Source organism: Chryseobacterium sp. 7, from assembly GCF_003663845.1.
Taxonomy (GTDB): domain Bacteria; phylum Bacteroidota; class Bacteroidia; order Flavobacteriales; family Weeksellaceae; genus Chryseobacterium.
In genome coordinates this window covers 1,723,865-1,738,291 of sequence record NZ_RCCA01000001.1, presented here as the reverse complement: position 1 = coordinate 1,738,291, position 14,427 = coordinate 1,723,865, and the positions used below count along the sequence as shown (strand labels likewise).

Here is a 14,427-nt window from a genome sequence, read left to right as displayed (position 1 = left end):
AAAAAAGCCTTTAAATATTGAATTTAAAGGCTTTTATTTAAGATTTACTGCGTCACTTTCATTAGCACATTGGTAATTTCAACTTCTTTTTTTCTGGAATACGTGGAATCAAAAGGCTCCATCACATTGAATAAATACTGATAAAAAGGAGCGATCTGACGGACATTTTCAGCTTCTTTGGCTGCTTTTTCTTTGCCCATTTGCTGAAGTCCATTTATAAATACATTGAATTTCTTATCAATAGGCTCCATTGATTTTAAGAGATAAGCTCTTGCCTTTTCGTTCTCTCCCAAGGTTTTGTAACCATCCGTAACCGCTGAAACAACAAGTGCATATTCCATTGGTTTTGACCTCATCTGTCTTTTAGCCATTGCTTTAAATGAAGGAGCAAGGTTTTGGTAATAATCATATTCCTCAAATACCCCTTGCTTGAGTGTCCCTGCCAGCTGAAGACCTTTTTGTTCCTGTCCGGCAGCAATATATCCGGTTACCATGGCACTTAATGAACGCGGATCATTATATTTTTCCACAGGAATTTCTTTAGCTGCAAGATCCAGTAATTCTAATGCTTTAGCTTTCTGCCCGCTTACTACAAGCGCAGACACGGCTCTGCTAACAGACATTCTGTAACCAAGAATGTTAGATGTAGCCGTTTCATCATAATAAATACTCAGGTCTTTAAAATTCCCCCATCTGAAGTTTTTCACCACCTGATAAAGAGAATTGGCATCTACCCTTCCTTTGTCTCCATCAGGCTTCTGAGGAGTGTGAATGGGAACCAGCCTGTAGCTGAAACCGTCAAACTGAAGATATTCATCCAGATAAAAAATATTTTCGCTGTCGTACATTCCGCCTGAAGAGAAGTTGATGGAACGTTTCCAATCAAAATTCGCCAGCATATCCAACATAATCAGATTGTTTTTATAAAGTAAGCTCGCTTCATAATTAATCATGATCTGATCTACAGCGTTAGGAAGATCAGCTTTAGTAATAATTCCAGATTTCACGGCATTTTCTTTATTTACAGGAAGAATAAATTTGCTCACCGGAAGAATATTGTATTTTTCATAATTTTCCCCAACGTACATTTTCAGCAACTCGTCTTTCTCGGATGATTTTAATTTCAGGAATTTCATAGCCTCTTTTAAAGTAAGTGAATCCTGAGTCAGGTATTTTCTGAATTCCTGAAAAGCAGTGTCCGGTGCTCCCTGCTCTTTCAACATTTGGAAAATCTTTTCCCAATCCTGTTTTGTCATCAGATATACGGCGTCATTCGCTCCGTCTCTGTATTCTTCATGAGTCAGTTCACTTGGAATTCCCATGGCATTGTAGGTTCTTCTTTTCACCTGATCAATATTCCAGGGCGTGCCTAAAAGTGTAAAGTTGACCGTTTTCACATCATCCCTGAATCTTTCCGTCTCCTGAATAGCCCACACCGGAAAAGTATCATTATCACCATAAATAAACATGATATCATTTTTAGGCAGCGAACGTAAGAACGAATAGGCGTAATCACGGGCTGCCGTCTTTTTGCTTCTGTCGTGCGAGGTATAATTCTGAAACCCCATCATAAAAGGAATTCCTAATAATATGATCCCAAGAATACTATTAGCTGCATTGGATTTAACCTTAGACTGAATCAGCCAGAGAAGTGCACCTGCTCCCAAACCAATCCAAATGGCAAAGGCATAAAATGAACCTACCATGGCATAATCTCTTTCTCTTACTTCAAACGGTTTTACTCCGGTATAAAAAACAATTCCCATACTGGTCAGAATAAACAGCGAAAGCATGGCATAAAACCTTCCAAAATCTCTGTTGAGCTGGAAAAAGAAACCAATCAGACCTAAAATCAATGGCAAAAAGAAAAACTTTACGGTACTTTCATTTTTAAACTTGGCGGGCATATGATCCTGATCTCCCAATAACGCGTTATCAATAAAAGAAAATCCTGAGATCCAGTTACCGTTTGTATTTTCCATATGTCCCTGAAGATCATTTTGTCTCCCTACAAAGTTCCACATCAGATATCTTACAAAATAATATCCGGTTTGAAAGGAGAAAAAATAATCCATATTCTGAGCTAAGGAAGGGCGTTTTACCTTGATAATATCATATGGCTTTACCTTCAGATAATCTTCTGCAGTGATGGAATCGCCTTCATATTTTGCTCTCAGCTCTTCGAAAATCCTTTTAGCTTCCGGATTGTTTGCTGCTTCTTGATTATCATCATTAAAGGTAAAATCAGGAGCTCCGTATAAAGCAATATAATTCGCCATTACTTCTTTATCTTCATTGAACATCCTCGGCATGAAGCTGATATGAGATTTATTAAATACATAATTGAATCTTTCTCCGGCTTTTCTGTAAGTACCTGTTTTTTCATCTTTTTCGTAAATATCTCCGGTGATGTCTTTTTTGTAATTCCCATTTTCATCCTTTTCCAAACCGTTACTGTCGAGGAATGCGGTGTAGTTCTGTCCGTAAATGGTAGGCCAGTCGCCATACTGTACTCTGTTATAATAATCTCTCATTCCGATAGCTGTATCCGGATCATTCAGATTCATCGGGGGATTGGCATTCGCTCTGATCGGAATCACCAGCCAGCATGAAAATCCAATGATCATATAAACAAGGGATAAAACTATGGTCTCATACACCTTTCTTTTGGTTTTTCGGGAATATTTAATTAAAAGATAACTGATTATGGACATCAGAATAAATGCGACAATTGTCCCTGAGTGGAAAGGAAGCCCCAATCCGTTCACAAAGAAAATTTCAAGCTTCCCGAACAGTGTCATAATCAATGGAAAAATAAGTTTGAATACGAAGGCAAGAATTCCCAGTGTAATCAAATTCGCAATCATAAAGCTTTTCCAGGAAAAAGTATAATTCCGGGCATAATAAACAAGACATATCGCCGGAATAGCCAGCATACACATCATGTGTACTCCAACAGAAAGCCCTATAATGAAGAAAATAAGAATAATCCATCTTTCGCTGTCAGCTGCTTTATATTCGTTCTCCCATTTGGTGATCAGCCATACCAGCAACGCAATAAACATAGAAGCCATTGCATACACTTCTCCTTCTACCGCTGAAAACCAAAATGTATCTGAAAATGTAAAGCATAAAGCACCGATTACGCCCGCAAAAAGAATCGAGATTTCCTGATGTTTTGTAATTTCGTCAAAATCTTTATGTAAAAGTCTTCTTAAAAAATGGGTAATCGTCCAGAATAGAAACAAAATCGTAAAAGCACTGAATAATGCAGACATAGCATTGATCACAATAGAATAATTTTCAGCATTTCCTAAAGCAAAAATACTCGCTACCGCTCCCGTTATCTGAAATAAAGCAGCTCCCGGAGCATGGGTAACCTCCAGTTTTGCGGCGGAAGAAATGTATTCTCCACAATCCCAAAAACTTAATGAGTGTTCTATTGTTGACAGATAGGTAATAAGTGCAACAGCGAAAAGGAACCATCCCACTATGGTGTTCCATTTTTTAAAAGACCAGTTTTTCATATACTATTTTCCAATATGTATATGACAACTGACGAAAAGGTTTTATTACATTTAACTCAGTATTTTTTAAACCACAAAAGTCACAAAAGTTCTAACCTAATTTAATTAAGTTAAAATAATATCGTAAAAAGTTCATATAAGTAAGAAATCGAAGCTTTATATAAGCTTAAGTGTATTTTAATATGCAAAGTTGGGAGTTTAGAAATAGCTTCAAAAACTTTTGTGACTTTTGTGGTTAAAAAAGTATTTGTTTCTTACATGGTAATTTCAATACGTATTATTCAGCCCTCCGTCCAGAGGAATGCTTGTTCCTGTAAGATAATTTGAATATTCTGAAGCCAGAAAAGCAACCAAATGACCATATTCTTCCGGCTGTCCGAATCTTTTCATCGGAATTTTATTTTCCCTCGTCTTTTTTATTTCTTCTTCCGAAGCACCACTTTGCTGAGCTTCATGAGCTACCAGTTTTTGAATTCGTTCCGTATCAAAATATCCTGTTAAAACATTATTTACCGTGATATTATGCTGTGCAATTTCATTGGAAAGTGTCTTTGCCCACGCAATTACTGCAGAACGGATAGAATTGGACAAAGCCAGATTTCCAATAGGTTCTTTTACCGACAAAGAAGAAACATTAATGATACGTCCACTTTTCTGCTGGATCATATGAGGTAAAACCAATAACGTTGTTTCGCAAACGGTTTTAAAAAGAAGATCAAATGCTGTTTGATAATCATCCGTTTGTTTGTCTACTGCTAAACCTGGTTCCGGACCATTGGTATTATTGACCAGAATATCAATTGAATGCTTACTCAAATATTCGGCTATAATTTTTCTATAGCTTTGAAAATCCGAAAAATCTGCTACCAGATAATCGTGTTTCTGATCAGGATTGATAATTGGCAGTGCAGAAACGAAATCTTTAAGTTTTGTTTCATTACGGGCCATAACGGTAACATTGGCTCCACATTTTGCCAGTTCAATGGCAATTCCGGCACCTATTCCCTGTGTAGCACCCCCTATTAAAGCATTTTTTGAAAAAAGCTGAATATTCATCTTAATAATGATTATGAATTGATCTAATAAATGTATGAAAAGCTTTAGTTTAAAAAAAATCCGGAAACAACTTATTTAATACAATAAAACACCAGCATAAGCCAGTGCTTTAGTATTTGTGTTATTAGAATCTTCCTTGGATAATTATTTTTTGGGGAACATTAAAAAGATTAATCTCCAATTCGGAAGACCAGTACCTGGGTAGAGGTTGCAGAAAGATTCATTCCTGCGCCTGAACAGTTACCTGACTGCCCTCTTCCCAATGCGATCGTCCAGTTTCTGTTGGCTGGAACTGTAGTCGCATAGGTAATTGTTCCTCCATGATTGGAAAGGGCTCCCTCCGAATGGGCTCCTGTATTGTGGATTCTTGAAGTTCCGGCATTCAGGGGAAAATCTACAAAATAAGAACTGACTGTACATCCTGTAGCATTATGTGTTGCTTCATAAACAAATGTGATCTGATAAGTACCTGCCGGAAAAGTTATGGTACTTGTCCCCGCATTATAGGTAAGCCCCGGAATAGAATTTTTTATAATAGTCATAGGTACTACCTGCGATCCTCCAGATCCCTGTGCCTGCAAAAAATTGGTCTGTGCAGTTTCCAAACGGAAAACCGCTGGGCTAGGAATGGATAATGCACCTAACGTACCAATATTTTTTACAACGCCGTTAGCATCAATGACCAGCAGAGGATCTGTTGCACTGTTTCCAGACCCTACCCCCTGCAGACGCAATGGGTCTGTCCCATTGATATGGAGCTTATTGGTGGGAACTGTAGTTCCTATTCCCATATTTCCTCCAACAGTAACAGCTACATCATTAGCTTGTTGTGCTACTGATGGAATCCCAGTAGCTGGATTGTCTTTTGCACCATCAATATTAAATACTCCCTGTGGATTAGTTGTGTTAATACCTACCTGCGCACTCAAAGAAATAAAATTGCTTGTCAAAAGAAGTAAAAAAAAGTAGACGAGTTTACGTTTCATAATAGATTCTTTTTTTAGTTAATATTTAAATACTTTTCTGAAAGATGAAAGTAGAGTTATTTAATTAAAATTATAAATTCAATTAAAATAATCACTTTCTGCTAAATCAAATATAACAAAAATCACACAAAAGTGAAACATATTTAACAATAAAAATCATTCATATACAGACAAAAATACCCAATTACGAATACATTATTTGTTAAAATCTATTAAGCATGGCACTTTAAAGAATATTAAAAAATATAATCACATCAATACATAAATGATATTTTATAAAATTAAGAATAGAATCATTTATTTTTTAATAAAAACTCAATATCAGTAATGAGATATCAGAACGGAAAGTTAACTGCATGAAAAAACCTTCAAAGATCATTTGAAGGCCTGTTTTAAATTTTGTTTGTGATTTACTTCACTACGGTAGCTTCAAGTTCAACCTTTAAGGTTTCAAATAAGCCATTTACTTCAAGCATTGTTACCGCCTGCTGAATCTTATGCTTGGCAATCCATTCCTGAAGAATAGGAAAATGAGGCCAAAGTTCTTCAGTAGAGGTTGTATAAATATTTAATCTTACAATGCCTTCACATTCATATCCTGCTGAGTAGATCACTTCTTCCAGATTGGCAATGGCCTGCTCCAACTGAGATTTCATATCCTTATCACTGGATGTGCCGTCAGGATCAATTGCAGCCTGTCCTGAGCAGTATAGGGTACTTTCAACGTTTTTAACTTCTACAGCCTGAGAATAGCTTCTCTCATTCTGCCATTTCCATGGATTAACTGTTCTTTTTTCCATTGTATTGAATTTGTTATTACCATGCAAAATTGCAGAACAGATACTGCAGATTCATGTGATGCGGATCACGATTATGATGTGAGCGCCATCACAATTTATAACGGTAAGCGGCTTAAAGTTTCCCTGGATACGCCTAAATAAGCAGCCAAAAGAGATTTGGGAACCCGTTGAACCAAAGAAGGATATTTTTTTAAAAGCTGATCATAGCGTTCTTTTATTCCGGTTGTCATCATGGAAATGGTACGCTGCTGGGCAGTAATAAATCCCATGTAGGCTTTTTCAAGGAAGAAATGTTCCAGTTTAGGAATCTGAGAACAGAGTTTTTTATAATCATCCAGCTTAAGGCATAGCACTTCTGTATCTTCCAGGCATTCCAGCGACATTGTTGCTGTATTTTGCTGATAGTAAGCAGGAAAATCTGTCTCCCACCAGTCTTCCATAGCAAAACCGATAATATGTTCTTTTCCCGTTTCGTCTGTATATACCAATTTCAGAAGACCTTTCAGTACAAAATAATTGTAAGGAACCGCTTCTCTTTCCTGTATTAAAAACTGGTGCTTTTTATATTTTTTATAGGCAAAACAGGATGATATGAATTCAAATTCATCATCGTTAAGTGGAATTATTTTTTCGATGTGGGCTCTCAGCTGATCCGGCATGCTTTGTTTTTATGATATAAAAGTACAATTTAAACCGCTAAAGTTTTTGTTTCAGCAGTTCATCAATCTGTTTATAAAATGAATCTTTGCTATAATCTGCCAATCCTTTATGGTGTAAACGGATCTCCCCATTTTTATCCAATACCACTGTTGTGGGTAAAGATCCATTATAAATTGTATCCGGAATATTACCTGCCGGAACCCAAAAAGGAACCGTAAAGCCTTTTTCTTTTAAATAAGATTTTCCAAGTTCTGGATTATCATCAAGATTGATGGTAAGAAATACGATGTCCGGATTGTTCTTGTACCGAGCATACAATTCCTGAACTGACGGAAATTCTGCACGGCAGGGAGGGCACCATGATGCCCAAAAATTAATGAAAACGACTTTATTCTGTAAATCTGATAAATTAATAACCGTTCCATCTTCATTTTTCAGGGTAAAACCAGCATAGGAAGCTTTCGCAAGAATATTTTTCGTTTCATTTGAATCAGATATACTGGAATTGAGAATTCCTGTGGAGGCAACCTGTCTCATCAGCCAGGCTTTTGCATCTTTATTCACCAGTACAATGATAAACAATACAGTCAGTATTGCAGTGGAGGCATTTTTCCTTAGCCAGACTTTCAGATTTTCCATATTCTTCCGCTTAATTCTGAGCCAATATAAGGTTAATATTCCCAAAATGATGGTCTCTAATACAAAAAGCCTCTAAATCCTAAGATTTAAAGACTTTCCTCTTCATTTATTTCAAGTTATTATCATGGTAAAATTTTTAAAAATCAAATTTTATTAAACAGTTTCTTTCTGAACATAAAAAGCAGTGAGCTGAAAAATGTCAGATACGCAATATTGAATATTGCTCCCCCAACCCATCCGGAATAAGGAAGCGGCAAAAGGCTTTTTATAGGAATGATAAACAAAGTCAGTACAAATGGAGTCAGCAGAGCCATCCATCTTGGCAGCAGCGTTTTATTCAAAAGGATGCTGGTTGCAAAAGAAATCCATCCGACTGCCAGTACGCCAATAGCTGTTCCCCAGGCAATATTCAGCATTTTCATAAAACCTCTTGCCGTCTCCAGAAGATAAGGATGAGAAGAAGAATCTGTATGGTAAACCGCTTTATAAATCTCTCCAACATAGAAAAATCCGGCATGACCTAAAGGTGATAAAACAGCACCTGCCAGTAAGACCCAATACACAAAAACTGCATACCATTTTTGGGTATCTTTAAAAAACTGATAGACCAGCCATGTAGCAGGAAGCAGCAAAGGACCTGTGAGAGCCCCTATCAGTGCGCCAAACATCAATCTTGAGGTAGAACCTTCCAACATTAAAGTCGCAAATTCTACATTCACCTGATCAGCATAAGTCTTTGAGAACATTGGATACTCTGAAGGGTTCGGATCAAATCCTGCAACATAAATATCACCAATGATCCAACATATCGACACCGTTATTGCAGCTGCGAATGACCAGTTTATTTTGTCTGAAAATTTCATAATTTATATATAATTAATGGATTAGCAATTTTTATATTATTAATAATGAATTGTGAAAATCATTTTTTTATTATTAAGAATAATTCTAAATAATAGTTACCTTTGTGCAAAACTACCCTAAATATTCTTCAGGACGGGTACGCAAAACGGAATAAAAACTCCGCCAAACGGAAATTCTAAAATGAAGCATAATGACATTAAGACTGTATGATGGAAATATTGGAAATATATTGATGGAAAGAAATTATTCTGGTCCTTATTTCTTTAATGACGGAGATCTTCAGGAATGCATCACGCAGCTCTATCCTCCCTATGGAAATGGTTTTTATCATGAAATAAGTTTTGCCAATGTTCATATCAGTTTCGGGAATATTTCATTGTCCAATCGGCTTGAATTGTATCTTGAAAGTGATTTTGATTCGGTAGAAATGCATTTTACATTAAAGGGAAAGAGTAAAGCCATTTCAGGAAACTTCCAGAAAACTGTAGAGTTCGACAGTTATCAGCATAATATTATTTATGCCCATCATATGGAAGGCAGAATGGAGTTTGAAGGTCCGGAAATGTATTTATTTGAAATCAATCTCGCTCCGGAATTCTTTAAAAAGTTTCTCCCGGAACATTCCGGATTGTTTGAACTATTCAGAAATTCAATTGAAAGGCAAAATTCAGCCCTCATTCAGACTGAGCATAACCGCATCACTCAGGAAATGTATCACATTCTGAATGACATCATCCACTGCAACAGAAAAGGTACTTTCAAACGGATTTACCTTGAGGCTAAAGTGAGCGAACTCCTTTTGCTGCAGCTCGAACAGTTTTTTGATAATGGAATCTTACCTTCTTCTCTTCAGAAAAAAGATATAGAAAAGATGTACGCCGTAAGAGATTATATTATGAATAATCTGGCTATAGACAACTCTCTGAATGATCTTGCCCATCTAGTAGGAACCAATGAATTCACTTTAAAGAAAGGTTTTAAGGAGCTTTTCGGAACTACTGTTTTTGGTTTCTGGAATGATCTCAAAATGGAACAGGCAAAAAGAATGCTTCTGGACAGTGATCTGAATATCAGTGAAATTTCCGACAGTATTGGCTATAAAAATCCGAGACATTTTTCATCCGCATTTAAAAGAAAATTCAATATTCTTCCGAGTAAAATCAGGAACAGGTAATAGCCTGCTGAAAGGTTATTTTTTTATTTTAATACATGATGATAATAAAATTCAATCCATAAGCGTTAATAATTTGTTTTCTAACAAAATCAATTGAAAAACATCAATAAAACAATATACCATGCATAATATTATTTTTTATGTAACACTCTTATTCTATCCTTGCTTTTACCATTTCCCAAAACCTGTTCTTTCCATGGATTTATTTCATAATTAAATTGTTACGTGTAACAAATCCCCTATTCATCTAACTAATCGTATACCACTTAAATATTAATTCATATAACAGAGATCTACTACTTTAAAATAAACTAATGCAAACATCCTTTTTAAAAATTACCGCTGCCACCGCTGCGCTCTGCTTCAGCACCCTGGCAATGGCTCAAAAAACCTATTCTGTCAGCGGAACCGTGAAAGACAAAAAGAACGGAGAACTACTGATAGGAGTATCGGTAAAAGTAAGTGAAGATCCCACCATCAACGTTGTTGCCAATGAATATGGATTTTATTCGCTATCATTACCTGAAGGCAATTACACCATCATTATTTCCAATCCGGGATATCAAGATTTTGAACAGCAGATTAAAGTGGATCAGAATATAAAGCTTGATCTTCCTCTGCTGCCGTCAGAAACTACAGAAAAAGCCATTGATGAGGTGGTGATCACCGGTATTAAAAAGGACAAAAACTTAACCTCAGCCCAGATGGGAGCGGAAACGTTAAGCATTAAGAATATAGAAAAACTGCCTGTTCTTTTCGGGGAAAAAGATGTCATGAAAACCATACAGCTTTTACCGGGTATTAAAAGCAACGGTGAGGGAAGCAGCGGATTCAGCGTAAGAGGCGGGGCTACCGACCAAAACCTGATATTACTGGACGAAGCTCCTGTTTATAATGCGTCTCACCTTCTTGGGTTTTTCAGTACCTTCAACAGTGATGCCCTGAAAGATGCCAGTATCATTAAAGGAAACAGCCCTGCTCAATACGGAGGCCGTCTTTCTTCTGTACTGGATGTAAAAATGAAAGATGGGAACAATAAAGACTATAACCTTAACGGAGGAATTGGTCTTATCAGCAGCAGGCTGAGTGTGGAAGGGCCTATTCAGAAGGAAAAATCTTCATTCATTGTTTCGGGAAGAAGAACTTATGCCGATTTGTTCCTTAAAACCAATAAAGACTATAAAGACAACAAATTATATTTTTATGATCTGAACCTGAAAGCCAATTATCAGATCAATGAAAACAACCGTATTTACCTTTCCGGATATTTTGGAAGAGATGTTCTGGGATTGGGAGATACCTTCAATACAGACTGGGGAAATACTACGGCAACATTGAGATGGAACAGCATTATCAGCAGTAAACTATTCTCCAATACGTCTTTCATCTACAGCAACTATGATTATAAAATCAGTCTGAAAAATGATGATACTGTATTTGATTTAAATTCAAAAATACGGGATTGGAACCTTAAGCAGGATTTTACCTGGTTTGCTGGAAACAAGCATTCTGTACGCTTTGGTCTTCAATCTATTTATCATACGCTTACCCCAAGCAGTGCTTCCGGTACCACGGTGAGCAGTTTTACAAGAAACCCAAGATATTCATGGGAAAATGCAGTTTACATTAATGATGATTATAAGGCAACAGAAAAGCTGACGATCAATTATGGTTTAAGGCTTTCTATGTTCAGTGTATTGGGTGGAGATACTTTCAATACTTATGAAAATGGAGTTCTTACCGACAGCAATTTCTTAGAGAAAGGAAAATTCGGGAAAACATATACGAATCTTGAACCGCGTATTAGTGCTAATTACCGCATTAATGAAGTCAGCAGTGTAAAAGGAGGTTATTCCCGTAATACACAGAATCTTCACCTTTTAAGCAACAGCAATAGTGGAAATCCTACAGATCAATGGATTGGAAGCAGTTATACGGTAAAACCGGAAATTGCAGATCAGATCAGTCTTGGATACAGCCGAAACTTCAATAATAACAATTATGAATTGAATGCTGAGATTTACTATAAGGACATGAAGAATCAGATCGACTTCAAAAACGGAGCTCAGATTGGATTTGATACAGGAGCGGATGTAGAAAGTGAATTGTTATTTGGAAAAGGAAGAGCCTACGGTCTGGAACTTATTGCCAAAAAGAAAAGCGGAAAACTAACAGGATGGATTTCCTATACCCTTTCTAAAACAGAAAGAAAAATCAATGGAATTAATAATAATGAGTGGTATAATGCCAGAATGGACAAAACTCACGATCTTTCCATTGTGGCCACCTATCAGCTTAATCCTAAATGGAGTTTTTCAGGATTGTTTGTATACAGTACAGGAAATGCTGTTACCTTCCCTACCGGAAAATATGAACTTAACGGACAAACCATATTCCAATACAGCAACAGAAATGCAGACAGAATGCCGGCCTATCACAGAATGGATCTGAGTGCAACTTACGAACCAGCTTCCAATAAAAGATTCCGCGGTTCATGGACTTTTGGTATTTACAACCTTTATGGCAGGGAAAATGCCTATACCATCAACTTTGAAGATAACCCTGACCAACCAGGAACAACCCGTGCCATGCAGACTTCCCTGTTTCGCTGGGTACCGAACATCACTTATAATTTCAAATTCTAAATCATGAAAAATACTTTTTATATTATATTATCGCTCTTTGCACTAACTTCCTGTGAAAAAGAGATCGACCTTGATCTGAACGACCAAAGTGGAAACATCGTCATCGAAGGAAATGTAACCAATAAACCCGGCCCTTACATCGTGAAAATTACGAAATCTGTAGGGTTTTCAGAACCGAATCAATATCCGGCAGTAACCGGAGCTCAGGTAATTCTGAGCGATGATACAGGACAAACCGAAACGCTTCAGTATACAGGAAACGGAATCTACCAAACCTCTGCCTTCACTGGAGAGCCCGGCAGAACCTATACTTTAAAAGTACAGGCTGAAGGAAAACAGTATACCGCACAGAGCAAAATGCCCAATGTAGTTTATTTTGACGGATTAGAGCAAAGTTCTTTTAAATTTGGCGATAAAACCACGTACACCCTTTTACCGATTTTTACTGATCCAATGCCATTGGGAAACCGTTATCTTTTCAGCTTTACAATCAATGATCTGACTAAAAAATACATGAATACTTTTTCAGACAATGTGAATAACGGATTAGTCAATCAGCAGCCCCTGATTCTTCCTAATGATGATAATAAAGGCAGAGATCATGAAGTGGCAGTGGGAGATAAAATTCATGTGGAAATGCAGTGTATTGACAACAATGTATTTACGTATTACAGCTCACTGATTCAGATTTCAGGAGGCAATGGAGGAACCGCTACTCCATCCAATCCGCCAAGCAATATCAGCAACGGAGCTTTGGGGTATTTTTCAGCCCATACCACTGATACGGAAACTTTTGTTATCCAACAGACGACAACTCCATAAAAAAGAAGAGGTTGTCTCAAAAGTCAAACAATCTGGCTTTTGTCATTCTGACGAAGGAAGAATCTCATTGATAACCAAACATATGAGATTCTTCACTACATTTCAGAACTTTGTTCGCAGACTTTCAGTCTGTGTTCAGAATGACACTTTTGAGACAGCCTCTTTTTCATTTCGCTAAAAAAACTCCATTCCTACTGACAGCTTGTTGTCATAACTCTGTCCTACTTTTGTCTTATAATTGTTTAAATATAAGACAACATGAAACTTACTTCAATAAGAATTATCAGCAAAGACATTAAAGCAACAGTATCATTTTACGAACAAATTATTGGAATAACCTCCACTTGGTACACAGAAGATTTCGCAGAACTCTCTACAGATTCTATCACCATCGCTATCGGAAGTACGAGAACGATGCAGCTGTTTTCGGAAGACCTTACCGGTTTTGCAGGAACAAAATCCACGATTATTGAATTTTTGGTAAAAAACGTAGATGAAGAATATGACAAAATTAAAAATATTGCCCCAGAAATCATCCAGAAACCTACAACAATGCCTTGGGGAAACAGATCACTCCTGTTTTGTGATCCGGATGGTAATATGATTAACTTCTTTACGCCTGTGAGTACAGAAGCAGTTAAAAAATTCAGTTAAGCCTTATCATTCATATGATAATAAAAACTCGCCGTAATGTTCAGCGAGTTTTCATATTAATATTCTGGTATCATTTTTCACATTATTCAGTTTTTTTCATCATTCTCTCTATCTCAGCTTTATCCAGATAGAAATTGTCTGTCATAGAAATTCCATTTTCACTGATAGTAGCACTCTTTGATACAAATTTCTTATCATTCCAATTAAGAATATAGGTTCTGGTATTGGTCATATAATTATTTGTTTTTTCAGTGCCATCTGATCTCATCGCAGTAATCCGGTTGAAATTGGCTTCATCCATAGCGATTGGTTCATTATTATATAAATATATCATTCTGTATTCCAAGATACAGCCATAATATTTCATTGCATACCTGTTGCAGTTCTGCTCTCTGAGTTTTGTACTTTGGGGTAACAGCTGGTTGATTTTTTCAATTTTTATCCGTTCATCATTACCGAGATTATCAAATTTTATTTGTTCTATTAACGACTGACCCAGGCACAATTGAAAAGCTACGATAAAAAAAAGGATAAAAAAATTCTTCATAATGGAATTACTCAAAGTTAAAAGAGATATGGCTTAAGTTTACCATAAAGTTA

The 14,427-nt window shown here is 36.6% G+C and carries 12 protein-coding genes; 4 read left to right on the top strand and 8 right to left on the bottom strand.

Annotation, left to right across the window (positions count from 1 at the left end):
- Positions 1-44 precede the first annotated feature (44 nt).
- From CLU97_RS07965 to CLU97_RS07935, 7 genes are all read right to left on the bottom strand, one after another.
- Positions 45-3,527: a DUF2723 domain-containing protein gene (locus tag CLU97_RS07965; protein WP_121487456.1), complete on the bottom strand. Its 3,483-nt coding sequence runs from the start codon at positions 3,525-3,527 to the stop codon at positions 45-47.
- Positions 3,528-3,794: 267 nt separating this feature from the next.
- On the bottom strand, positions 3,795-4,583 hold the full coding sequence (locus CLU97_RS07960) for an SDR family oxidoreductase (protein ID WP_121487455.1): 789 nt from the start codon (positions 4,581-4,583) through the stop codon (positions 3,795-3,797).
- 170 nt (positions 4,584-4,753) lie between these two features.
- A complete protein-coding gene (locus tag CLU97_RS07955; RefSeq protein WP_121487454.1) occupies positions 4,754-5,569 on the bottom strand; it encodes a hypothetical protein in 816 nt (271 codons plus the stop codon).
- 410 nt (positions 5,570-5,979) lie between these two features.
- The gene (locus CLU97_RS07950) at positions 5,980-6,369 is read right to left on the bottom strand and encodes a RidA family protein (protein WP_121487453.1); all 390 of its coding nucleotides are present in this window, start codon (positions 6,367-6,369) and stop codon (positions 5,980-5,982) included.
- 95 nt (positions 6,370-6,464) lie between these two features.
- On the bottom strand, positions 6,465-7,028 hold the full coding sequence (locus CLU97_RS07945; protein ID WP_121487452.1) for a Crp/Fnr family transcriptional regulator: 564 nt from the start codon (positions 7,026-7,028) through the stop codon (positions 6,465-6,467).
- A 37-nt stretch (positions 7,029-7,065) separates the two neighbouring features.
- On the bottom strand, positions 7,066-7,668 hold the full coding sequence (locus CLU97_RS07940; RefSeq protein ID WP_121487451.1) for a TlpA family protein disulfide reductase: 603 nt from the start codon (positions 7,666-7,668) through the stop codon (positions 7,066-7,068).
- 143 nt (positions 7,669-7,811) lie between these two features.
- The gene (locus CLU97_RS07935; protein ID WP_121487450.1) at positions 7,812-8,531 is read right to left on the bottom strand and encodes a DUF6796 family protein; all 720 of its coding nucleotides are present in this window, start codon (positions 8,529-8,531) and stop codon (positions 7,812-7,814) included.
- Between the two features lie 191 nt (positions 8,532-8,722).
- On the opposite strand from CLU97_RS07935, the gene CLU97_RS07930 reads away from it, so the two are divergent.
- The 4 genes from CLU97_RS07930 (at position 8,723) to CLU97_RS07915 (ending at position 13,827) form a co-directional block, all read left to right on the top strand.
- Entirely contained in the window at positions 8,723-9,706 is a 984-nt protein-coding gene (locus CLU97_RS07930) for a helix-turn-helix transcriptional regulator (RefSeq protein WP_121487449.1), read from the top strand.
- A gap of 314 nt (positions 9,707-10,020) precedes the next feature.
- Positions 10,021-12,351: a TonB-dependent receptor gene (locus CLU97_RS07925; RefSeq protein ID WP_121487448.1), complete on the top strand. Its 2,331-nt coding sequence runs from the start codon at positions 10,021-10,023 to the stop codon at positions 12,349-12,351.
- Positions 12,352-12,354: 3 nt separating this feature from the next.
- Positions 12,355-13,173: a DUF4249 domain-containing protein gene (locus CLU97_RS07920; protein ID WP_121487447.1), complete on the top strand. Its 819-nt coding sequence runs from the start codon at positions 12,355-12,357 to the stop codon at positions 13,171-13,173.
- A gap of 258 nt (positions 13,174-13,431) precedes the next feature.
- A complete protein-coding gene (locus CLU97_RS07915) occupies positions 13,432-13,827 on the top strand; it encodes a VOC family protein (RefSeq protein WP_121487446.1) in 396 nt (131 codons plus the stop codon).
- A gap of 82 nt (positions 13,828-13,909) precedes the next feature.
- Here CLU97_RS07915 and CLU97_RS07910 read toward each other — a convergent pair whose 3' ends face one another.
- Positions 13,910-14,374: a hypothetical protein gene (locus CLU97_RS07910; RefSeq protein ID WP_121487445.1), complete on the bottom strand. Its 465-nt coding sequence runs from the start codon at positions 14,372-14,374 to the stop codon at positions 13,910-13,912.
- Between the last annotated feature and the right edge of the window lie 53 nt (positions 14,375-14,427).

What these genes read in the sequence shown, in the direction of transcription:
- CLU97_RS07955 (WP_121487454.1), bottom strand. Translation starts at nt 5,569, where the DNA reads ATGAAACGTAAACTCGTCTACTTTTTTTTACTTCTTTTGACAAGCAAT.
- CLU97_RS07945 (WP_121487452.1), bottom strand. Translation starts at nt 7,028, where the DNA reads ATGCCGGATCAGCTGAGAGCCCACATCGAAAAAATAATTCCACTTAAC.
- CLU97_RS07910 (WP_121487445.1), bottom strand. Translation starts at nt 14,374, where the DNA reads ATGAAGAATTTTTTTATCCTTTTTTTTATCGTAGCTTTTCAATTGTGC.
- CLU97_RS07925 (WP_121487448.1), top strand. Translation starts at nt 10,021, where the DNA reads ATGCAAACATCCTTTTTAAAAATTACCGCTGCCACCGCTGCGCTCTGC.
- CLU97_RS07950 (WP_121487453.1), bottom strand. Translation starts at nt 6,369, where the DNA reads ATGGAAAAAAGAACAGTTAATCCATGGAAATGGCAGAATGAGAGAAGC.
- CLU97_RS07920 (WP_121487447.1), top strand. Translation starts at nt 12,355, where the DNA reads ATGAAAAATACTTTTTATATTATATTATCGCTCTTTGCACTAACTTCC.
- CLU97_RS07930 (WP_121487449.1), top strand. Translation starts at nt 8,723, where the DNA reads ATGACATTAAGACTGTATGATGGAAATATTGGAAATATATTGATGGAA.
- CLU97_RS07965 (WP_121487456.1), bottom strand. Translation starts at nt 3,527, where the DNA reads ATGAAAAACTGGTCTTTTAAAAAATGGAACACCATAGTGGGATGGTTC.
- CLU97_RS07960 (WP_121487455.1), bottom strand. Translation starts at nt 4,583, where the DNA reads ATGAATATTCAGCTTTTTTCAAAAAATGCTTTAATAGGGGGTGCTACA.
- CLU97_RS07915 (WP_121487446.1), top strand. Translation starts at nt 13,432, where the DNA reads ATGAAACTTACTTCAATAAGAATTATCAGCAAAGACATTAAAGCAACA.
- CLU97_RS07940 (WP_121487451.1), bottom strand. Translation starts at nt 7,668, where the DNA reads ATGGAAAATCTGAAAGTCTGGCTAAGGAAAAATGCCTCCACTGCAATA.
- CLU97_RS07935 (WP_121487450.1), bottom strand. Translation starts at nt 8,531, where the DNA reads ATGAAATTTTCAGACAAAATAAACTGGTCATTCGCAGCTGCAATAACG.